Here is a 21444-nt window from a genome sequence, read left to right as displayed (position 1 = left end):
GCTCAGTCGGTGATCTTGCCGAACAGGCGCAGTCGGCTGATGCCGCCATCCGGGAAGATGTTGATGCGGATATGGGTGATCGCGCCGATATCGTTGATCTCGGTGCTGAACTCATGCTCCTGGTGCATCTCCAGCTTCTGCTGCGGCAGCAGCTCTTTCCAGAACAGGCTCTGGGTTTTGATCTGCTCGTCGGTGCCGCCCTTAACGTAAGACGCCTGGATAGAGCAGCTGTCCGGGTAGTTGCCCTTGAAGTGCAGGGTGTCGACGACGATACGGCTGATTTCACCCGGATGACCCAGGGCGACGATCACCCAGTCGTTACCCGGCGTGCGGCGGCGGGCGGTTTCCCAGCCATCGCCCATGTTGACGCCACGGCCCGGGTTGAGGATGTTGCCCATCTTGCCGAAGTGCTCATCGCTGCAGGCGAGGGCGCGACCGCCGTTAAGGGTGGCGGCCAGGTCGATCTCTTTGCCAGCAACGGTTTTCCAGTCCAGGTACGGGGTGCCGTAAACGCGCAGACGCGCCACGCCGCCATCCGGGTAGATGTTGAAGCGGATGTGGGTCCAGGGGCGGTCATCGTTGATGGCGTGCAGGTGGTGGCTGTCGCCCTGCAGGCTGACGGCGCCGAGCAGTTCGGTCCATTCCGCATCGTCCGCCGGATCGCCATCCGGGGAGAAGCAGGCTTCCAGCGATGCCGACGGCGGGAAGTTACCGGTGAAGAAAGAGGTGTCGATATCCACACCGCTGATCACACCCGGTACGCCCAGGCGGATGATGGTGTAGTCGTAGCCTTCAAAGCGCTTGCGGCGGGATTCCCAGCCATCCATCCACTTGCCGTTGTCATCGAAGACGCCTTCTTTCCAGACCGGCGCCTCCGGCTGCAGCATGCGGTCGACGGCGGCGAACCAGTCGTCGGTCACAAAGATAGACTTGGTGCCGAGACGGGCGTCGGCCAGGTTGATCTGCTGTTCGAAATTCGTGTTGTTCATTATTTTTCTACCTAAAGCTTAATAAGGGGCATTGCGAATCCGACCGGGTCCCAGGGCGTTGAAAAACTATCTGCGTTGCCGAATGCTGCGTTAAAAACAGGCTCAAAATGCTCATTTAGCTCACTAAACTCCGCTTTTTCGCCAGTTTTTGCCTTGCCTCGGCGGCCTCGAAAACGATTTCCAACACCCTGTTAACGCCCGGTGCTTATATGTTTTTAACGCTTACATAATTTCCAAACGGAAGCGGGCGATCTTGTTGATCTCCTGCAGAGCCCGTTCGAACTCTTCGTCCGGTGTGTTGTGAATGCGCTCTTCAAAGGCGGCCAGGATCTGGTGCCGGTTGCTGCCTTTCACCGCCATGATGAAGGGGAAGCCGAACTTCTCCTTGTAGGCGTTGTTCAGCGCGGTGAAGCGCTCGAACTCTTCCGGCGTGCATTCACTGATACCGGCGCCGGCCTGCTCAGAGGTGGAGGCGGCGGTCAGCTCTCCGGCCACGGCAGCCTTGCCGGCCAGGTCCGGGTGCGCGTTGATCAGGTCGAGCTGGGCCTGTTTGTCGGCATTCAGCAGAATCTCGGCCATGCGCTGCTGCAGGCTGTCGATGCTGTCGATTGAGCTGTCGCTGCCCTGATCGAACGCCTGCTCGGCCACCCAGGCGGAGTGCTCGTAGATATCGCCGAAGTGGCTGACGAACGCATCGCGGCTCATCTCGCTCGGCTTGCAGGTTTTAAAGGTCATATCGCTCACTTGGCCGCCTCCGGGTTGTACGGATGGTGTTCATGCCAGTGCTTGGCGATATCGATGCGGCGGCAGAACCAGACCTGGTCGTGGCTGCGCACGTAGTCGATAAAGCGCGCCAGGGCGGCGATACGTCCCGGGCGACCGGCCAGACGGCAGTGCAGACCGATGGAGAGCATCTTCGGTGACTCGGCGCCTTCCTCATACAGGGTGTCGAAGCTGTCCTTCAGGTATTCGTAGAACTGCTCGCCGCTGTTAAAGCCCTGCGCGGTGGCAAAGCGCATGTCGTTGACGTCCAGGGTGTAGGGGATCACCAGGTGGCCCTTGCCGTTGTTCTCGACCCAGTAGGGCAGGTCGTCATCGTAGGCGTCGGAGTCATACATAAAGCCGCCTTCCTCCATCACCAGCTTGCGGGTGTTGGGACCGGTGCGGCCGGTGTACCAGCCCTGCGGACGCTCGCCGGTCACCTGCTTGATGATATCGATGGCGCGGACCAGGTGATCGCGCTCTTCCGACTCGTCGGTGTACTGGTAGTCGATCCAGCGGTAACCGTGGCTGCAGATCTCGTGTCCCACCTGGGCCATCGCCTGGGCGACATCCGGGTGACGCTCTACCGCCATGGCCACAGCAAAGATGGTGAGCGGGATATCGTGCTTCTTGAACAGTCGCAGCAGACGCCAGACACCGGCGCGGCTGCCGTATTCGTAGCAGGATTCCATGCTCATATGACGCACGCCTTCCAGCGGCTGGGCGCCTGGCATCTCTGACAGGAAGGCTTCGGATTCTTTATCGCCGTGCAGGACGCAACGCTCGCCGCCCTCTTCGTAGTTCAGTACAAACGAGACAGCGATGCGGGCCTGGTTGGGCCATTGGGCATGGGGCGGGTTCTCGCCGTAGCCAATCAGGTCGCGCGGATAGTCTTTGTTCACGGCTCAACTCCTTATACCGGGTAGAGATAGCGATAGAGCTGGTTGCAATGGAGCTCTTTTTTGGTGTGCATTGATTGTATACAAAGAAATTTAGAATTCACAAGATCGTATTTGTCTTTTTGGTCAGAAAGTGGACGTTTTTTACCTGTGACTCGCGGTTTTATCCTTGTTTTCTCCCTTATATACAGGAGCTTAGCCGGGAGATTGAGACGTTTTCACGAAGTGAACTCTCAAAATGTATACAATTAATTGGTGGTTATGTGTTTTTGTCTGTTGATGGCTTATAGTGGGGATCACTGGCTGGAGGGCGCTTGGGCAGCTCTGGCTAAACAGAGAACAATAAGTAGAGGAGTAACGAACGATGGGCTATCTGACGACGCATGTGCTGGATTCCGCTCACGGTTGTCCCGGTGAAAACATCCCGGTATCCCTGTACCGTATCGGCAGCGACCAGAGCCGCGAGCTGATCAACCAGACCGTCACCAACAACGACGGCCGCTGCGACCAGCCGGTGCTGGCCACCGAAGATTTCAAGAAAGGCGTCTACGAACTGGTATTCAGCGTCGGCGACTACTACCGCGGACGCGGCGTAGCACTGCCGGAACCGGCCTTCCTCGATGAAGTGGTCCTGCGCTTCGGCATCGCCGACGAAGCTGAGCACTACCATGTGCCGCTGCTGATCTCCCCGTACAGCTACTCCACCTACCGCGGCAGCTAAGCCGCCGTTAACGCAGATCGCACACTAAAAAGCCGCCCGGGAAACCGAGCGGCTTTTTGAATGTTTCTCACCAAGCATCGCGCAGCGATGATGGAAACTTGCGGCAGAGACCGAGGGCAGGGCTCGTTTAAGTAGGCATCACTGAACGCAGCCTCGATCCCCTTCGACGCAGCCGAGCATCGCAGGCTGAAAGAGAAACAAGGGATCGACTGTCTGAGCGACGGAGGAGCGAGTTGGAGATCCCTCTCTTTCAGTCGAGAAGCGCAGGGAAATCGGCGCAGCCGATCAAGTCGTCGGGGCGGCTTAGGATTATCAAGGATCTTGGCCGTCCAAGATCCTTGATTCGCCAGCAGGCGAAACCCGCATATAGCCAAGCCGCCAGGCTAGTCATATATGATTCCGCTGGCTAAGCCCGACTGCTCAAGAAAGTAACCAAGGCGCTACTTGATAAGCACCACACTCCCAATCCCCACAAACAAGCCCGCACTGGCACGATTGAAGTGCTCCAGATTACGCCCGTTCTTCAATACCGGCGTCAGCAGACGCGCACCACCGCCATAGGCCAGCTTGCAGATCAGGTCGAGCACGCACCAGCTCAGGCACATCACCAGTAGCTGCGGCAGCAGTGCCGTATCCGCTGAGATGAACTGGGGCAGGAAAGCCACGAAGAACAGAATATCTTTCGGGTTGCTGATCCCCAGGGTAAAGGCACGCACAAACATCCGTGACGCCAGCGGCTTGGCCGGTTCCGAGTCGCTGGTCAGCGTACCCTGCGACGCTTCGCGCCACGCTTTGTAACCGAGCCAGATCAGGTAGCAGGCACCGGCGTAACGGATCACCGAGAACAGCGTCTCGGAGGCCGCCAGCAGGGCGCCAAGACCGGTGGCCGAGGCGGTGAGCAGAATCAGCGAGGCGAGGGTGCCACCGACGAAAGCGGGCAGGCTGCGTCTAATGCCGTGGTTAAGGCTGTTGGCGACCATCAGCAGGGACAGCGGGCCGGGGATCAGGATCACCAGCAGTGATGCCAGGCAGAACAGGGACCAGCTTTCAAAACTCATCAGTGCGTTACTCTTGGGTTGGGTAAAGAGGTTGCTGTAATAAAAGGAGCCCCCGTGAGGGGGCCCAAACCAGGGTTTCAGGGTGTTACCTATCCCACTGCCATCAGGGCAGGAAGATAAACTTGGCAATAAAGATGGCTGTGAGTGCCCAGACGCCGGTGCTGATCGATGCCGCTTTGCCAGTGCACAGTTTCAACGCCGTGTAGGAGACAAAGCCAATCGCGATGCCGTTGGCGATGGAGAAGGTCAGCGGCATCATGATGGTGGTCAGAATGGCCGGCGTAAACTCGGTCATATCATCCCAGTCGATCTTCGCCAGTGATCCCATCATCAGCATGGCGACATAGATCAGTGCGCCATCGACGGCAAAAGCGGGCAGCATCTGTGCCAGCGGTAGCAGGAACAGGCCGAACAGGAACATCACGCCGATCACCACCGCGGTGAGGCCGGTGCGGCCACCCGCGGATACGCCGGCGGCGGATTCCACGTAAGAGGTGACCGGCGGGCAGCCAAAGGCGGTGCCGATGACGGAGGAGATGGAGTCCGCCTTCAGTGACTTGTCCAGGCCTTCGATCTTGCCGTTTTCGTCCTGCAGGTTGGCACGCTGGGCGACGCCCATCAGGGTGCCGGCGGTGTCGAAGATGTTCACAAACAGGAAGGTGATAATCACCGGAATCAGTGCGACTTCAAAGGCGCCGGCAATATCCAGCTGCATGAACACCGGCGCCAGGTCGGCGAAGTTGGGCATGGCGACCAGGCCACCATCGGGCCAGGAGACAAAGCCGGACGCGGGCGCCCAGTCGACGCTGACGCTGAAGAACTCATAGGGCAGCAGGGCGGCCATCAGGAAGGCGATGGCGGTGGTGATGCCGATACCGAGAATGACCGAGCCGAATACGCCGCGATAGCTGAGGATGCAGATCAGCAGGAAGTTCAGCAGGCCCAGCGCCGGCGCTTCCGGGCCGAACTCGCCGAAGCCGAAGTGGGTCAGGTCCGCCAGGGCGACCACGTTGTCCGGGTTGGGGACGACGATGCCGGTAAATCTCAGGCCGATAAAGCCGAGGAACAGGCCGACACCGGCGGTCATGGCCAGGCGCAGGCTGAGTGGAATGCTGTTGAGCATCCATTCACGCAGCCGCGTCACACTCATCAGCACAAACAGCACGCCGGAAAGGAACACCGCCCCCAGGGCGATCTGCCAGCTGTAGTCCATCTCCATCACCACGGTAAAGGTAAAGAAGGCGTTCAGGCCCATGCCGGGTGCCAGGCCGATGGGCCAGTTGGCGTACACGCCCATAAAGATGGTGGCGATCGCGGCACCGATACAGGTGGCCAGGAACAGCCCGTCGAACGGCATGCCGGTTTTGGACATAATGATCGGGTTCAGGAACATGATGTAAGACATGGTGATAAAGGTGGTCAGACCTGCGATCACCTCGGTGCGTACATCGGTTTTATGCTCGTGGAGTTTGAAAAAACGGTCTAGAAACCGGCGGTTCTCGGGCGGCGCCGAGTCCATTGCTACTTCTTGCTGCTGCGTGCGTTCCACAACGTCATCTCCTCAAAGGGAATTTCAGTGCCCTATTTTATTTTTATGGCTGACGGCCTGCTTGGAAAACTTTGAATCAATTCCAGGGGATCATCGGCCGCCGGGGTGTTGTGTTTCACTCCATGGAAACTCGGGAGGGTGTGAATGGGCTTTTGGCCCTGTGGCGCTGCTGCTGGGGTGCTGCAGTCTGGCGTACGTCACTGCGAAGAGGATCTGCTTCGCTGGTGCCTCCCCAGGCACTGTCCTTTTTAAATTGTGCTTTAACTGATCATAAAATTGTATACATAAAATTCAACCTTAGAGTCAGGTTTTTTCGTACGGTGAAATCGAAACTGGATGAATCAGATCGATATTCGTCCCGGTTTGCGCTCGATTTTCTGTCTAGCCGGAGAAAAAAACGGTGCAATATCGGCAGGTAAGAATGAGGGATTGTCCATGCCTGCAATTGTTGTAGACGTAAATGTGTACAAAAAATGAGCCAAAGTGTACGATTTACGGGCGTGCCGAGGCCTGAATTGCTGGTTAATCGTGAGTAGCGAACAGTCAAAGGGCGGCGCCGCTACGACGCCACTCACAGCCGTTTCGAGCGGCCGTGAGTGAAGCTTTATGGGGTGGTAAATGGATATAAGGAAAAGAGATCCCATGAAGGGAGAGAAGAAAACCCAGGACGATGTGGTTTACGAGCATATTTTCGATGCGATCCTGGAACAGCGGTTGGCGCCTGGAACCAAGCTTAACGAAGAGTCGCTGGGCGATATTTTCGGTGTCAGCCGTACGATTATCCGTCGCGCGTTGGCGCGGCTCGGCTATGAACAGGTAGTGGTGCTGCGGCCGAACCGCGGTGCGGTGGTGGCCAGCCCCAGCCTCGATGAGGCCCGGCAGATCGTGTTTGCCCGCCGCGTGGTGGAGAAAGCGGTCACCGAGCTGGTGTGCGAAAACGCCGATGCAAACCAGATTGAACAGTTGAAGCAGATGGTGCGTGACGAGCAGGCCTGCTTCGACCGTGGTGACCTGGGCGCGGGTATCCGCCTTTCCGGCGAGTTTCACCTGCTGCTGGCGGAGATCGCCAAAAACCCGCCGCTACTGAGCTTTCAGCGCAGCCTGGTGTCACTCAGCTCGCTGATCATCGCGCAGTTTGAAAAAGGCACCGCCAAATCCCATTGCTCCTACGATGAGCATTTCGAGTTGATTGACGCTTTTGCAAAGCGCGATAAAGAGAAGGCCGTGGCGCTGATGATGCACCACCTCGATCATATCGAGGAAAAGCTCAACCTCGGCGATGAAGCGGAAGAGAACGACCTGAAGGCGATCTTCTCTAATGTGATGAGCCGTAAGCAGAGTGCGCCGCAAGCCTGAAACTCCCAGGCTTGAAACTCTCATGCTTGAAAGATAAAACGCCCGAAAGGGCGTTTTTTAATGGCTAACTCATTGTCGGTCCAAAACAATCACTCAATTCGCTAAGCGCAGCCTATGTCCCCTTCAGCGCCGCGCATGGCCCCTAATTGTAGGAGCGGCCGCCGCCAGCGTTTTTATTCACTACCTTACCGGCGCCAATCGGCGCGAGGGCGCGCCTCCTACAACGGCTGAGTCGACTCAGAGTTGTTGTGCCCATTGGGTGCTCGCCTTCTGCTGCTGCGCGTTTCGGGTAGGAGCGACGCCCCGTCGCGATCACCGTCAGCGTGTTGATTCACCAACGTACCTGCTTCAATCGGCACGAGGCCGTGCCTCCTACATTCCATTTCTTGCGATCCATCCTTTGGTCAGTCGCGACTGTATATCTTCCGACCCATGGCAAAGGTCTCCTTCACCGCCCGATCATCCCCCAGGGTCATCAGCACAAACAGCCGCTCATCCAGACTTTTCGCCTGCTGCATCCGGTAGCTCATCAGCGGTGTGGCGTTGTAATCCAGTACCAGGAAGTCGGCCTCGCTGCCGGGTTCCAGGGTGCCGACCTGCTGGTCCAGTTCCAGGGCGCGGGCGCCGCCGAGGGTTGCGAGGTAGAAGGATTTGAACGGGTGGAGTTTGCTGCCCTGCAGTTGCATCACCTTGTAGGCCTCGTTCAGTGTTTGCAGCATCGAGAAGCTGGTGCCGGCGCCCACATCGGTGCCCAGACCTACCTTGATCTTGTGCTGTTCCGCCTGGGGCAGATTGAACAGGCCGCTGCCGAGGAACAGGTTGGAGGTGGGGCAGAAGGCGATGGCGGAGTCGGTCTCGGCCAGGCGTTGGCACTCCTCGTCACAGAGGTGCACGCCGTGGGCGAACACCGAGCGTTTGCCGAGCAGGTTGTGGTGATCATACACATCCAGGTAGCCACTCTGCTCCGGGAAAAGCTCCTTCACCCACTCGATCTCGTTGCGGTTTTCCGACAGGTGAGTGTGCATATACAAACCTTCGTGCTCCCGCAACAACTGCCCGGCGGTGGCCAGTTGCTCTGGGCTGCTTGTCGGCGCGAAGCGCGGGGTCACCGCGTAATGCAGGCGGCCCTTGCCGTGCCAGCGCTCGATCAGTGCCTTGCTGTCGCGATAGCCGCTTTCCGGGGTGTCGGTCAGCGCTTTCGGCGCGTTGCGATCCATCATCACCTTGCCGGCGATCATGCGCAGGTTGTGTTTCTCTGCGGTGCTGAAGAAGGCATCCACCGACTGCGGATGCACGGTGCCAAATACCAGCGCGGTAGTGGTGCCGTTGCGCAGCAGTTCGTTGATAAAGATCTCGGAGACCTGCTCGGCATGGGCCGGGTCGGCGAACTTCTGCTCGGCGGGGAAGGTGTAGTTTTCCAGCCAGTCCAGCAGTTGTTCGCCGTAGGAGGCGATCATGCCGGTCTGTGGGTAATGGATATGTGTGTCGATAAACCCCGGCGTGATCAGGGCATCTTCGTAGTGGCGGATGGTGGTGCCTGACGACAGGCCCGGCATGATCTCCGCGGCTTCTCCAAGGGCTAGGATGCGGCCATCCTGCACCACCATCATGCCGTCTTCAAAGTAGCGGTAGCTGTTTTCAAGGCCCAGCTCGGCCGGGTCGCCCAGGCTGTCCAGGATAGAAGCCCGGTACGCGATGGTGCCGGAGCCTGATGTTGAATCTGTCATGTGTTGGTTCCAGTTGTGCTGAGAGCAGCGTTAGCGAGTGCTGACTAAGGGGATAAACAGGTGGCTCACACGGCCAGCCTTTCCAGCGCGCGGGTTTGCACGGGAGGCTGGGCTTCAACGCCGAACGCCGCGTTGTATTGGGCGATCACCTCACCGGCCACGGAGACGGCGATCTCCGCCGGCAGTTTGCCCTTCACCTCCGGGATGCCCATGGGGCAGGTCATCCGTTCCAGCAGGGAGTCGTCAAAGCCCTTGGCTTTGAGGCGGTGCTCGAACTTTTTGCGTTTGGTCTGGGAGCCGATCAGGCCGAAGTAACTGAAGTCGTTACGCTTCAGGATCGCTTCGGTGAGCTCCTGGTCCAGCTGGTGGTTATGGGTCATCACGATGAAGTAGCTGTCGGCCGGTTGCCGGGCGATCTCATCCACAGGGAATTCGTTGACCACTTTTTCCACACCCTCCGGCAACATTGCCGGGAACTCATCCTCCCGGGCATCGACCCAGCGGATACGGCAGGGCAGGGTGGCCAGAATCGGCACCAGAGCGCGGCCCACGTGGCCGGCGCCGAACAGCACGATCTGCACGATGCCGGTGTTGAGCGGTTCGAACAGCAGAGTGGTGGCGCCACCGCAGCACTGGCCGAGGCTAGCGCCGAGGGAGAAACGCTCCAGCCGTGGCTGGGTCTGTTTCTCCTCAAGCATGGCGCGGGCGATCTTGATCGACTTGTGCTCCAGATGGCCGCCGCCGATGGTGTCGAAACGCTCGCTGGCGCTGACCAGCATCTTGGCGCCGGCGTTGCGCGGCGTGGAGCCACGCTCCTCCACCACGGTGATCATCACCGCCGGTGTGGCCTCCGCTTCCAGCCGGCTCAGCGCCTTGATCCACTCGCTGTTCATGATTCAGCTCCCGATTTTTATAGTGTTTTTGTGGTTACGGAGAATTCAGGCCGGTTCGGTGACGGTGTCAGGGTCGGTCTGCTGAGCGAACGCTTCCATCCGCTGGATCGCCCAGAGCACACGCTCAGGCGTGGCCGGCGCGTCGATGGCCGGGCTGACCCGGTAGTCGGCGACACTGGCGATGGCATCCTTGATGGCGCAGAACACGGAGATCCCGAGCATGAACGGTGGCTCGCCCACCGCCTTGGAGTGGAACACGGTGTCTTCGCGGTTCTTGCGGTTCTCCACCAGGCGCACGCGGAAGTCGATCGGCATATCGGTGATCGCCGGGATCTTGTAGCTGGCGGGGCCCGAGGTCATCAGGCGGCCCTGATCGTTCCAGACCAGCTCTTCCGAGGTTAGCCAGCCGGCGCCCTGGACAAAGGCTCCCTCGACCTGGCCGATATCGATGGCCGGGTTCAGCGAGGCGCCCACATCGTGGAGGATATCGGCGCGCAGGATCTTGTATTCCCCGGTCAGGGTGTCGACCACCACCTCGCTGCAGGCGACGCCGTAGGCGAAGTAGTAGAAGGGGCGGCCTCGGGCGTTGTCGCGGTCGTAGTAGATCTTCGGCGTGCGGTAGAAGCCGGTGCTCGAGAGCGAGATCTGGTTGAAGTACGCCAGCTGAATAAACTCGGCGAACGGCAGTACCTCGTCGCGGATCACCACGTAGTTGTTGCTGAAGCTCACATCCTCTTCGGTCACATTGAAGTGGCGGGCGGCAAACTCGACCAGGCGCTGCTTGATGGTGCGCGCCGCGTTCTGCGCCGCCTTGCCGTTCAGGTCCGCACCGGAAGAGGCGGCGGTGGGCGAGGTGTTCGGCACCTTGTCGGTGTTGGTGGCGGTGATCTTGATGGTATCGAAGTCCACCTGGAACTCTTCGGCCACGATTTGGGCGACCTTGGTGTTCAGGCCTTGGCCCATCTCGGTGCCACCGTGGTTCAGATGGATGCTGCCATCGGTGTAGATATGGATCAGTGCGCCGGCCTGGTTAAGGAAAGTGGCGGTAAAGGAGATACCGAACTTCACCGGCGTCAGTGCCAGACCCTTTTTCAGGATCGGGCTGCTGGCGTTGTACTGACGGATCTCGCGGCGCCGTTTCTGGTATTCGCAGCTCTCCTCCAGATCGGCAATCATTTCTGGCAGGTCGTTGTCCTCTACCTTCTGGAAGTAGTGGGTGGTGTCGCGACCTTCGCCGCCATAGAGGTTGTGCTTGCGCACTTCAAGCGGGTCCTTGCCCAGGCGGCGGGCGATATCATCCAGAATGATCTCCGGCATGATCAGCCCCTGGGGTCCGCCGAAGCCGCGATAAGCAGTGTTGGACGCCAGGTTGGTCTTGCAGCGGTAACCGGTGATGGTGGCGTCGCCCAGGTAGTAGCCGTTGTCGCTGTGGAACATGGCGCGGTCGACGATGGAGTTGGAGAGATCCGGCGAGTAACCGCAGTTACCGGCCAGCTTCATCTCGCAACCGGTGATAAGGCCGTTGTCGTCAAAACCCACTACATACTGGTTGAAGAAGGGGTGACGCTTGCCGGTCATCATCATGTCTTCCATGCGCGGCAGGCGCATCTTCGCCGGTCGGCGGGTGAGGTGGGCGACAACCGCGGCCAGGCAGGCCGGCATTGCTGCCTGGGTCTCCTTGCCGCCGAAGCCGCCACCCATGCGGCGCATATCGATCTGCACGTTATTGAAGGAGACGCCCAGCACCTCGGCCACCAGCTTCTGGATCTCGGTGGGGTTCTGGCTGGAAGTGAACACGATCATGCCGCCATCTTCGGTGGGGACCACCGAGGAGATCTGCGTCTCCAGGTAGAAGTGTTCCTGGCCGCCGATATGGGCGCTGCCGCTGATGCGGTGTTTGGCGGAGGCCAGTGCCGCTGCTGAATCACCGCGCTTGTGAGTATGCGGCTCGGTGACGAAGTGCTCCTGTTCAAGCGCCTGTTCCACGGAGAGTACCGGTTCCAGCTCCTCGTACTCGACGATGGCGGCCATGGCCGCCTTGCGGGCGGTTTCCAGGTCGTTGGCGGCCACCGCCAATACTGGCTGACCGTAGTACTCGACCACACCGTCTGCCAGCAGCGGATCGCCGGGCGCCACGGCGCCGATATCCAGCTGGCCCGGCACATCCTGGGCGGTAATAGCGATGGCGACGCCTGGGAAGTTGTAGCAGGGGGTCACGTCCAGTTTGGTGATGCGAGCGTGCGCCTTCTCGGACATGCGCGCATAAACATGCAGCTGGTTCGGAAACTCCAGGCGGTCATCGACGTAGATTGCTTCGCCGCTGACCTGCTTCGCCGCGCTCTCATGTTTGACGCTGCGGCCGACGCCGGTCACCAGGTCCTGTTTGGTCAGTTCCAGCATCTCGGCGTAACTTTTTTTATTGTTCTGGTGGTTAGACATAGGCGGTCACCCGTGTTTCTGCTTCTGGGGATTCAAGCTCGACAAAGTAGCGGGTCAGCAGGTTGACGGCGGTCACCTGTCGGTACTCGCGGGAGGCGCGGAAATCGGAGATCGGCGCAAAGTCCTGCGCCAGTGCCTGCTTTGCCTTGTTGATGGTGTCGCGGTTCCAGGCGGCGCCGGTCAGCGCCTGTTCGCACAGGCTGGCGCGTTTGGGAATGGCCGCCATACCGCCGTAGGCGATCCTGGCGGATTGGACTACACCATCGCGGACCACCAGGTTGAAACAGCCGAGCACCGCGGAGATATCGTCATCAATGCGCTTGGAGAGCTTGTAGCTGCGGAACTCGCCATTAGCCGCGGCCCTGGGAACAAGCACCTTCTCGATAAACTCGCCCGGCTGCTGGGCGGTTACCTTGTAGTCAATAAAATAATCCTGCAGATCAATGGTCCGGGTCTGCTTGCCCTTGCGGAGGACAAGCTGTGCACCCAGCGCAATCAGGGCGGGCGGTGAGTCACCAATCGGAGAGGCATTACCGATATTGCCGCCCAGGGTTCCCTGGTTGCGGATCTGCAGGGAGGCGAACCTGTGAAGCAGGGCGCCGAAATCGGGATAGTCCTGGCTCAGGGCCTGGTAGCAGTCGGTCAGCGGCGCGGCGGCGCCGAGCTCGATCTGCTCATCAGTGACGCGGACCTGTTTCATCTCGGCGATATCGCCGACATAAATAAGCCTGGGGATCTCGCGGTGGAACTGGGTCACCTCCAGCGCCAGGTCAGTGCCGCCAGCGACAAGGCGGGCATCAGGGTGCTGTTCCAGCAGGCCGGCCAGCTCCGACAGGGAACTCGGGTTAAAGGCGGTTTTGGCTCCGTCGCTAAGCTCTACCTGGGTCTGTGGTTGGATCTCGCGCAGGCGGGCAAGCGTGGCGGCCTGTTCGGTATCGAAGCTGTCGGGTGTGACATCGTCGTACATCTTTTCGGCCGCTTCGACGATGGGGCGGTATCCGGTGCAGCGGCAAAGGTTGCCGGCCAGGGCCTCGTGGATCTCCTCTTTGCCCGGTGTGCCGACGTTCTTGGCACTATTTTTACCCAAGGCAAACATCGACATCACGATGCCGGGTGTGCAGAAGCCACACTGGCTGCCGTGGCAATCCACCATCGCCTGCTGAGCGGGGTGGAGCTGGTTTCCCTGCTTCAGATCTTCCACCGTTATCAGCTGCTTGCCGTTCAGGGCAGAGACGAAGGTGAGGCAGGAGTTAACGCTTTTATAGCGGATGCGGTCGCCGTCCGGTTCGCCCAGCACAACGGTACAGGCGCCGCAGTCGCCCGAGGCGCAGCCCTCCTTGGTGCCGGTTTTACGAGCCTTGGTGCGCAGGTAGTTGAGCACCGTCATGTTGGGGTCCAGCTGTTCTTCGACCCGCAGCTCTCTGTTGAGTAGGAACCTGATCAAGGAGGGCCTCCTTTCTTATGTTTATTACTGAGGTGTTTATCTTTGAGGTGTTTGTCACTGAGGAACTGAGTGTTCAGTTATTCGGAACTTTGCAGTGCCGAGCTCCCTGTGTTTTGACTGATTAAAGTGAAAGCTGACTTTTGAGTCAACTTTAAATCTGACTCTCGAGTCAGTAAATGGCGTGTCTTTGTAGATGGAAAATCTGTTAATTGAGATTTTGGCAGATGAATAAATTAAGAATCAGTAATTTATTGATTAATAGTTTTGTTTATTCGTGCTTCTCGGTGTTTCGTGTACTTTTTTTCATAGTGTTTTGTGTACAAAGTGAATTCTTTGTTTTTGCCGAATACGGGTGGCTCTAGGTCGATGGGGCGTTCTTGTTATCGCGTTATTTGATTGGCTCTTGGTCGACAACAGTCGGAGGTAAGTTGGCTTTACTGTTTGAATGTAAAGGTCTTTTGTAGATTTGAGAAAGCGCGGAGACGGCCTTTCATATAGTGAATACAAATCCGGGCCTGAATTGTGGACAAAAGCTGACCGGTCGATTAGGTTTTTAGGCCTGCGGGTTCAAAGCCTGCCTGCAACGCTTGTGATTCTCTCGGTCGTGAACGCGCTCTGCCATGGAAGCGCTTCAGCCGGAATCCGCTGAGAGAAAGGCCAACAAAAATAATTAGGGTATTTTCACAATGGCAAAGCAAGACTCTACGATCGATCTGGTCTTCGGACTGGATGACAAACCGCGCTTTTCGGTATCGGTGTTCGCTGCGCTCCAGCATGTGCTGGCGAGCTTTATCGGTATCATTACGCCCACCCTGATCGTGGGCGGTGTACTGGGTTTAGGCAGTGAAGTGCCCTACCTGGTAAGCATGGCCCTGATCGTGTCCGGTATCGGCACGTTTATTCAGGCCCGACGGATCGGACCGATCGGCTCCGGTCTGTTATGTGTGCAGGGCACCAGCTTTGCATTTCTCAGCTCTATTCTCGCCGCCGGCTTTATCGTTAAAGGCAATGGCGGCGGACCGGATGAGATTCTCTCCACCATTTTCGGTGTCTGCTTCCTCGCCGCTTTCGTTGAGATATTCATCAGCCGCTTTATCGATAAACTGCGCCGGATCATCACGCCGGTGGTGACCGGCACCATCATCACGCTGATCGGCCTGTCGCTGATCAAGGTGTCGATGACCGATATCGCTGGTGGCGTGAACGCCCCGGATCTGGGGGCTCCGGTTAACCTGGCGCTGGCGGGCGTGGTGCTGATCACCATCGTTATCTTCAACCGCTTTCAGATCCATATGCTGCGCCTGAGTGCGGTGATCATCGGCCTTACCCTGGGCTTTGTGGTCGCCTGGTCCATCGGCAAGGTGGATTTCAGCGGCCTGGATGAACTTTCCCTGATAGCGATTCCCGTACCGTTTAAATACGGTTTCAGCTTCGACTTCGCCGCCTTTATGCCGATCGCGATCATTTACATGATCACCGCGCTGGAAACCACCGGTGACCTCACCGCCAACAGCATGGTCTCCCGCCAGCCGGTGGATGGACCTGTCTACATCCGCCGCATCAAGGCCGGTGTGCTGGCTGACGGCGTCAACTCCGCTATCGCATCCACCCTGAACAGCCTGCCGATGACCACCTTCAGCCAGAACAATGGCGTGATTCAGCTTACCGGTGTGGCCAGCCGCCACGTGGCGATCTTTATCGCGGCGATCCTGGCGCTGCTGGGACTGTTCCCGATTATCGGCGGCATATTGCAGCAGATGCCCAAGCCTGTGCTGGGCGGTGCGACGCTGATCATGTTCGGTACCGTTGCCATGGCCGGGGTGAAGATCATTGCGGAAGCGGGGCTGAACCGCCGCAATATGCTGATCACCGCAATCTCTATCGGTATGGGACTGGGTGTGGCCGGTGTTCCTGAGGTGCTGTCCGCAATGCCGCAGGGGCTGAAGAACATCATCGGTTCTCCGCTGACCATCGGTGCCCTGTCCGCGATCATTCTTAACTTCCTGCTGCCGCAGAATATGGATGTGGCGCCGGAAACCGCTGCCGAGCCGGCTGAAACGGCTGAAAAGTCTGAGAGCAGTGAGGCGGAAAAACGCTCCATGCCCCGTGCCGCGGTGTCCCGCCCGGCCAACAGTTAATCAACTCATCATTAACCTAAAACGATAAATTGGAACAACTGAGTGAACGCTTCCCGACGTATCTGGATTAAGTCACCGCTGGCAACCCTGGACGAGGCAAGTGCCGGTGGTGTGGTTATCGAAGGATCGCGCATTGTCGAAGTGCTGGCCGCAGGAGAGGCGCCGGCCGCACCCGTCGATGAGCAGTTTGATGCTCGTGAACATGTGATGTTACCCGGGCTGATCAACGGTCATCATCACTTTTACCAGACGCTGACCCGGGCTTTTCCGGGGGCGTTGAACAAATCCCTGTTCAGCTGGCTGAAAAGCCTTTACCCGGTCTGGGCCAGACTAGGGGAGGAGATGATCGAGGTCTCGACCCAGGTGGCGCTGGCGGAGCTGCTGCTCTCCGGCTGCACCACGGCGAGCGATCATCACTACCTCTTCCCCGAGGGGCTGGAGAACGCCATCGATATCCAGATGGCGCAGGCTGAGAAGCTGGGGATGCGTGTGCACCTGACGCGCGGCTCCATGAGTCTCGGTGAAGAGGATGGCGGTCTGCCACCGCAAAGCACAGTGCAGGATGAAGACAGCATCCTGGCCGACAGCGAGCGGCTGATCCAGCGCTATCACCGGGCTGAACCCGGCGCCATGGGTCGGGTGGCGCTGGCGCCCTGTTCGCCGTTCTCGGTCAGTGAGAGCCTGATGAAAGCCAGTGCGCAGCTGGCGGAAAAGCACGGCGTGCGTCTGCATACCCATCTGGCCGAGACCCACGATGAGACCGCGTTCTGCGAAAAGATGTTTGGTCTGAGACCGCTCGATTACCTGGAAAAGGTGGGCTGGCTCAGCGACCGTGTGTGGCTGGCTCATGGTATCCACTTCAATGACGAAGAGATCCGCCGTCTCGGAGCGGCGGGAACCGGTATCGCCCACTGCCCGTCATCGAACATGCTGCTGGCCTCGGGCCTTTGTCCGACCCTGGATCTGGAACGTGCCGGCTCTCCGGTGGGGCTGGGTGTGGACGGTTCTGCCTCCAACGATGGCTCCAACATGATCCAGGAGGTACGGCAGGCGTTTTTGCTCGGCCGGCTGCGCTATGAGGCCTCCGAAATTACCCATCAGAAGGTGCTCAGCTGGGCCACCGAAGGTTCGGCGCGCTGCCTGGGCCGCGACGATCTGGGAGCTTTGAAAGTCGGTATGCAGGCGGATATCGCCCTGTTCCGGCTGGATGAGCTGCGCTTTGCCGGTGCCGGCGATCCGCTGGCCGCGCTGGTGCTCTGCGGTGCCCATCAGGCTGACCAGGTTATGGTGGCGGGGCAGTGGCGAGTACGCGATGGCGCGATTCTTGGCCTTGATCTTAAAGAGTTGATCGAGCGGCAGAAGCGCCTGGCCCGCAAGCTGGCCGCCTGATGCTTTCCGGCTAGTGAACAGCCGAGTGCAACACTCAAAGCCAGGTTAAGCGCAAGGCTCAGAGAAACGGGAGCGCCCCTCGCGCTCCCACTCAACCTGTTCCTGTGAATCCCTTTGAACATGCTGTCCCGCTCAGGGCCGGCAGGGCCGCATTCACCTCAACGAAACCCTAAAAATAACAATGAAGGATGGTGCTCAAATGAAAATAAAAACAACAGCAGGCTGCCTTTTGACCGGCGCTCTTATCTGCTCACCGGCGTCCGCCGAGCAGCTCTGGAGTACGTTCAGCCTGACCTACCTGAACGGCAGTGAGTATGAGGTGGGAGACGATGACCGCCAGGTAATCACCGTCGAACACGCCAGCGCTCATAGCTGGGGCGATAACTTCTTCTTCCTCGACCGTTTGAAGTCAGACAACGGTTACACCGAAAACTACATGGAGCTTTCGCCGCGGCTGAGCCTGGGAAACCTGACCGGGCGCGATCTCTCCTTTGGCCCGGTGAAGGATCTTCTGCTCTCCGGTACCTGGGAAAGCGGGGAGGGCTTTGATAACTATCTTGCCGGTATCGGCATCAGCCTGGATGTTCCCGGTTTTCGCTACTTCAATGCCAACCTCTACCACGTCAACAACGAGAACAAGGACGATGACCAGCAGCTGACGCTGACTTGGGGGTTGCCGTTCGAGCTTGGCAGCGCCGAGTTTCTCTATGACGGCTTCCTCGACTGGTCCACCAGCGAGTCCGACCATGCCGCGGAAATGAACTTCACCTCTCAGCTTAAATGGAACGTCGGCAAGCTGTTCGATGCCAGGGCACCGGTCTATGTCGGCGTTGAGTACGCCCACTGGAACAACAAGTTCGGGATCGACGGGGTCGATGAGCGTAATCCCTCATTCCTGCTGAAGTGGCATTTCTGACCTGCCTTTTAATGTTCGTTTCTAGATCACACCCCGTGGGTTTTCCCTTTCATCCTGCAGCGGTGTGAGTTTTTCCCGGCGCCTTTCGGAGTAGTCACCGGCTGGCGCTCTTTTTATTTCTCTCATGTTTCTGAAGGCAAACAGGTGAATGCAGAGTATCGATTCTGCCGCGCGCTTCTGCTCGGCTTCAGCCAGATCACACTGCATTCGAATGCACTGACCGGGCTGCTTTTTCTCGCTGCCATTGCGCTCAACTCGCTATGGATGTGCCTGGCTGCCGTCGGCGCAAGCCTGGTCGCCAATGCGGCAGCGTTTTTGCTGGGTGCCCGCAGGGAACATCTCGAGCAGGGCCTTTACGGCTATAACGCCGCGCTGGTGGGGCTTGGCTGTGCGGTTTACTGGCCGCTCGGGGCCGATCTGGTGATGATTATTGCCCTGGCCGCGCTGCTCAGTGCGTTGTTGATGCGGCTGCTGATTGAGCCGCTTGGCGCTCAGGTTTTCACCGCACCCTTTATTCTCTCTATCTGGCTGATAACGGCGTTTGTCGGTGTGGAGCCTGTAGCGGTCGAGCCGGTTAGCCGAACGGGGCTGGATAACCTGCTGCTGGGGTTTGGCCAGGTGCTGTTTCTGGATAATCCGCTGTCATGCCTGCTGGTGTTGCTGGGCATTGCCGTTGCCTCCCGCAGGGCTCTTTGCTGGGGAGCCGTGGCTATCGTCTTAAGCAGTGGCTTTGCTTTTCTGGTGGGGGAGGTGGAGGAGGTCGTTTTCAGCGGATTTTATGCCTACAACGCCGTGCTGGTGGCGATTGCGCTATCGAGCCGCAGAGGATCCGATGCGCTGACGCTGATCGCTGCGGTGCTTTTGAGTGTTGTTGTCACCGGCTGGCTGGCGCGAACGGGCGGGGTGGTGCTGACCGCGCCCTTCGTTATCGTGTGTTGGCTGGTGTTGCCTCTAGCGACGCGCCTGAATGGCCAAGGGCGGACGCGAATGCCGGGTTAACCGGGTTGATAGTCTGGATGCTTATCTGCGTTTCAACTGCCCGAGTATGGCGTGAACCAGCTTGGCACTGTCGAAAGGCTTGTCCAGGCAGTCCTGCATACCGGCATCGAGGCAGCGGGCGCGAATCTCTTCGTTACTCTTGATGCCCAGGGCAACGATGGGAATCTTGTCCCACTGGCGGTCGTGGCGGATATTCTCGGTGGCGGAAAAGCCATCCATCACCGGCATCTCCAGGTCCATCAGGACGATATCCACAGGCTCAGCTTCGTCGGTAAAGAAGCGGTAAGCCTCCTCGCCGTTACGTTTCCAGATCACCTGGGCGCCCTCGGTTTCCAGCAGCAGCGTGGCCACGGTGGCGTTGACCCGGTTGTCCTCTACCAGCAGCAGGCGCACGCCGGCCAGCGGCGAATCGTTATGCAGGGCGTCATTGAGTGTAGGTATGGCGTCGGGACCCGTCTGGCGGGCCTGGGCGATCTGGTTGAACCGCTCGGCAAGAATCGATGGCACTATCGGCTTGGTCAGCTCGGCGTCGGGCAGCTCGCTCTGGCCCAGCTGCGGGTTGTAGCGGCGTGAAAAGCTGACGCATACCGGCCGCTGTTCCACCGGCAGGGTTTCCAGGTGCTGCAGCAGCACCTGATCCTGGCGGGTCAGTGTCGGGGTATCGATCAGGATCGCATCGAAGGCTGTTTCCTGTTCGCAGGCGCTTAGAGCCGCGGCGCCGGAGTTTGCCAGGTCAGTGCTCCAGCCGAGGGTGTGGCAAAGGTTCGAGATGATGCGCCGGCCCACTTCCGACTTGCTGACGATCAGCACCCTGGGTGATTTGGTTTCGGCATCGGCGTCCTGTTCGTCTGCGACCTCCTCCTCGGGAATAGCGAGGTGGAGCGTGAAGTAGAAGCGGGCGCCCAGGCCATATTCGCTTTTGAATTCCAGCTCGCCGCCCATGATGTTCACCAGCTCCCGGCTGATCGCCAGGCCGAGGCCCGTGCCGCCAAAGCGTTTACGGATCATGCCGTCGCCCTGGCGGAACGCCTCGAAGACCCGGTGCTGCTGCTCCGGTGAGATGCCGATGCCGGTATCGATTACCTCGAAATGCAGCTTGATACGCTCCTGCTCCCTGCCCAGGTTGGATATCTTGATCACCACACGGCCATGCTCGGTGAACTTGACCGCATTTTCGCCCAGGTGCAGCAGCACCTGGGACAGGCGCAGTTCATCGGCGATCAGGAGTTCCGGCACATCGGGGTCGATATCGAACCAGAGATCCAGGGGCTTATCGCCCACCTGGGAGGAGAGCAGGGCGGCCAGCTTGCGCAGCAGGTTGTCCAGCTCCATCGGCCGGCAGTCGAGCTGCAGGTCGTTACTCTCGATGCGTGAATAATCGAAGATGTCGTCAACGATCTGGGTCAGGTGGCGAGACGCGAGCAGAGCATCACGAATATGCTGCCGGGCATTGCTGCCCTGGGGCTCTGACTCGAGCTGCTGCAGCGCCGTGGTCAGGCCGCTGATCGGAGCGCTGAAGCCGTGGCTCATGTTGGCGAGAAAACGAGCCTTACGGGCCTGTTCCTGCTCCACCTGGCCGGTGGCGCGCTTGAGTTCCTCGCCCGCCTTGATCAGCTCCAGATGGGTCATTACCTGGTCGGCGAGGGTTTTCAGGGCGTGCCGCTGCGACGCTGTCAGCCGGTTGGGTTCCGGCGCCATGACGCAGAGAGAACCAATAGCATGGCCGCTCGGTGTCAGCAGCGGAACGCCGGCGTAGAAATGGATATGGGGGCGGTGTTTGACCAGCGGGTTGTTGCGAAAGCGCGGATCCTTGGCGGTGTCTTCCACTTCCAGCAGTTCCGGCTGCTTGATTGTCCGGTCGCAGAAAGACGACTTTCTCGGCGTCTGCAGAATATCCAGGCCAACCCGGTAGCGGAACCAGAGGCGATCCGCATCGATCAGGCTGATCAGGGCGATCGGCATATCGCAGATATAGGCGGCCAGCCGGGTCAGCTCGAGGAGCCCGGTATCGGCATCACTGATTCGATAGTCGCTCAGCGCCTTTAAGCGTTCTTTTTCGTGCGCGGACATCGGCGCCGAACCCATTGGATTCTCCATAACTACTCAATAACAGCGATCGGCCGGCCTGTAAACGGGAAACCAACCACCCTGTGGAGATGGTTGAT

General features: G+C 59.0%; 16 protein-coding genes. 6 read left to right on the top strand and 10 right to left on the bottom strand.

The window, feature by feature from the left end:
- Nucleotides 1-2: 2 nt before the first annotated feature.
- The 3 genes from alc to puuE all read right to left on the bottom strand — a co-directional run bounded on the left by alc (nucleotide 3) and on the right by puuE (nucleotide 2653).
- Entirely contained in the window at nucleotides 3-989 is a 987-nt protein-coding gene (gene alc, locus C4S72_RS11405; protein WP_104003247.1) for an allantoicase, read from the bottom strand.
- Between the two features lie 222 nt (nucleotides 990-1211).
- Nucleotides 1212-1724: a 2-oxo-4-hydroxy-4-carboxy-5-ureidoimidazoline decarboxylase gene (gene uraD / locus C4S72_RS11400; RefSeq protein WP_104003845.1), complete on the bottom strand. Its 513-nt coding sequence runs from the start codon at nucleotides 1722-1724 to the stop codon at nucleotides 1212-1214.
- 5 nt (nucleotides 1725-1729) lie between these two features.
- On the bottom strand, nucleotides 1730-2653 hold the full coding sequence (puuE, locus tag C4S72_RS11395) for an allantoinase PuuE (protein ID WP_104003246.1): 924 nt from the start codon (nucleotides 2651-2653) through the stop codon (nucleotides 1730-1732).
- Nucleotides 2654-3014: 361 nt separating this feature from the next.
- Between puuE and uraH the strand changes: the two genes are divergently transcribed.
- Nucleotides 3015-3371, top strand: coding sequence for a hydroxyisourate hydrolase (gene uraH, locus C4S72_RS11390; RefSeq protein WP_104003245.1), 357 nt, complete (start codon nucleotides 3015-3017; stop codon nucleotides 3369-3371).
- Between the two features lie 440 nt (nucleotides 3372-3811).
- Here uraH and C4S72_RS11385 read toward each other — a convergent pair whose 3' ends face one another.
- A complete protein-coding gene (locus C4S72_RS11385) occupies nucleotides 3812-4429 on the bottom strand; it encodes a LysE family translocator (RefSeq protein WP_104003244.1) in 618 nt (205 codons plus the stop codon).
- 103 nt (nucleotides 4430-4532) lie between these two features.
- Nucleotides 4533-5948 (bottom strand): NCS2 family permease, encoded by a 1416-nt coding sequence (locus C4S72_RS11380; protein ID WP_104003243.1) that lies wholly within the window; start codon nucleotides 5946-5948, stop codon nucleotides 4533-4535.
- A gap of 672 nt (nucleotides 5949-6620) precedes the next feature.
- Between C4S72_RS11380 and C4S72_RS11375 the strand changes: the two genes are divergently transcribed.
- Nucleotides 6621-7334, top strand: coding sequence for a GntR family transcriptional regulator (locus C4S72_RS11375; RefSeq protein WP_235009125.1), 714 nt, complete (start codon nucleotides 6621-6623; stop codon nucleotides 7332-7334).
- A gap of 404 nt (nucleotides 7335-7738) precedes the next feature.
- Here the strand turns inward: C4S72_RS11375 and guaD are convergent, their stop codons facing one another.
- The 4 genes from guaD to xdhA form a co-directional block, all read right to left on the bottom strand.
- Nucleotides 7739-9061, bottom strand: a complete 1323-nt coding sequence (gene guaD / locus C4S72_RS11370) for a guanine deaminase (RefSeq protein ID WP_104003241.1) — start codon at nucleotides 9059-9061, stop codon at nucleotides 7739-7741.
- Nucleotides 9062-9126: 65 nt separating this feature from the next.
- Nucleotides 9127-9954 (bottom strand): xanthine dehydrogenase accessory protein XdhC, encoded by an 828-nt coding sequence (gene xdhC / locus C4S72_RS11365; RefSeq protein ID WP_104003240.1) that lies wholly within the window; start codon nucleotides 9952-9954, stop codon nucleotides 9127-9129.
- Nucleotides 9955-9999: 45 nt separating this feature from the next.
- A complete protein-coding gene (gene xdhB, locus C4S72_RS11360; protein WP_104003239.1) occupies nucleotides 10000-12393 on the bottom strand; it encodes a xanthine dehydrogenase molybdopterin binding subunit in 2394 nt (797 codons plus the stop codon).
- Nucleotides 12386-13837: a xanthine dehydrogenase small subunit gene (gene xdhA, locus C4S72_RS11355; RefSeq protein WP_104003238.1), complete on the bottom strand. Its 1452-nt coding sequence runs from the start codon at nucleotides 13835-13837 to the stop codon at nucleotides 12386-12388. Before xdhA ends, xdhB begins: the two co-directional genes overlap by 8 nt.
- A 686-nt stretch (nucleotides 13838-14523) precedes the next feature.
- Between xdhA and C4S72_RS11350 the strand changes: the two genes are divergently transcribed.
- The 4 genes from C4S72_RS11350 (at nucleotide 14524) to C4S72_RS11335 (ending at nucleotide 19279) form a co-directional block, all read left to right on the top strand.
- On the top strand, nucleotides 14524-15975 hold the full coding sequence (locus tag C4S72_RS11350; RefSeq protein WP_104003237.1) for a nucleobase:cation symporter-2 family protein: 1452 nt from the start codon (nucleotides 14524-14526) through the stop codon (nucleotides 15973-15975).
- A gap of 42 nt (nucleotides 15976-16017) precedes the next feature.
- On the top strand, nucleotides 16018-17364 hold the full coding sequence (locus C4S72_RS11345) for an 8-oxoguanine deaminase (protein WP_104003236.1): 1347 nt from the start codon (nucleotides 16018-16020) through the stop codon (nucleotides 17362-17364).
- 199 nt (nucleotides 17365-17563) lie between these two features.
- Nucleotides 17564-18280 carry a DUF5020 family protein gene (locus C4S72_RS11340; RefSeq protein ID WP_104003235.1) on the top strand — a complete coding sequence of 239 codons (717 nt, stop codon included), beginning with the start codon at nucleotides 17564-17566 and terminating at the stop codon, nucleotides 18278-18280.
- A gap of 144 nt (nucleotides 18281-18424) precedes the next feature.
- Nucleotides 18425-19279 carry an urea transporter gene (locus tag C4S72_RS11335; protein WP_160115506.1) on the top strand — a complete coding sequence of 285 codons (855 nt, stop codon included), beginning with the start codon at nucleotides 18425-18427 and terminating at the stop codon, nucleotides 19277-19279.
- Between the two features lie 21 nt (nucleotides 19280-19300).
- On the opposite strand, the gene C4S72_RS11330 is transcribed toward C4S72_RS11335, so the two are convergent.
- Entirely contained in the window at nucleotides 19301-21364 is a 2064-nt protein-coding gene (locus C4S72_RS11330) for a response regulator (RefSeq protein ID WP_160115505.1), read from the bottom strand.
- Nucleotides 21365-21444 lie beyond the last annotated feature (80 nt).

This window comes from Marinobacterium lutimaris (assembly GCF_900108065.1).
Taxonomy (GTDB): Bacteria; Pseudomonadota; Gammaproteobacteria; order Pseudomonadales; family Balneatricaceae; genus Marinobacterium_D; species Marinobacterium_D lutimaris.
The sequence above is the reverse complement of the archived record's forward strand: the minus strand, read 5'-3'. Positions and strand labels throughout refer to the sequence as shown.

Coding starts and splice junctions, on each gene's coding strand:
- alc (WP_104003247.1), bottom strand. CDS start 989: ATGAACAACACGAATTTCGAACAGCAGATCAACCTGGCCGACGCCCGT.
- uraD (WP_104003845.1), bottom strand. CDS start 1,724: ATGACCTTTAAAACCTGCAAGCCGAGCGAGATGAGCCGCGATGCGTTC.
- uraH (WP_104003245.1), top strand. CDS start 3,015: ATGGGCTATCTGACGACGCATGTGCTGGATTCCGCTCACGGTTGTCCC.
- C4S72_RS11385 (WP_104003244.1), bottom strand. CDS start 4,429: ATGAGTTTTGAAAGCTGGTCCCTGTTCTGCCTGGCATCACTGCTGGTG.
- C4S72_RS11380 (WP_104003243.1), bottom strand. CDS start 5,948: ATGGACTCGGCGCCGCCCGAGAACCGCCGGTTTCTAGACCGTTTTTTC.
- C4S72_RS11375 (WP_235009125.1), top strand. CDS start 6,621: ATGAAGGGAGAGAAGAAAACCCAGGACGATGTGGTTTACGAGCATATT.
- guaD (WP_104003241.1), bottom strand. CDS start 9,061: ATGACAGATTCAACATCAGGCTCCGGCACCATCGCGTACCGGGCTTCT.
- xdhC (WP_104003240.1), bottom strand. CDS start 9,954: ATGAACAGCGAGTGGATCAAGGCGCTGAGCCGGCTGGAAGCGGAGGCC.
- xdhB (WP_104003239.1), bottom strand. CDS start 12,393: ATGTCTAACCACCAGAACAATAAAAAAAGTTACGCCGAGATGCTGGAA.
- C4S72_RS11350 (WP_104003237.1), top strand. CDS start 14,524: ATGGCAAAGCAAGACTCTACGATCGATCTGGTCTTCGGACTGGATGAC.
- C4S72_RS11340 (WP_104003235.1), top strand. CDS start 17,564: ATGAAAATAAAAACAACAGCAGGCTGCCTTTTGACCGGCGCTCTTATC.
- C4S72_RS11330 (WP_160115505.1), bottom strand. CDS start 21,364: ATGGGTTCGGCGCCGATGTCCGCGCACGAAAAAGAACGCTTAAAGGCG.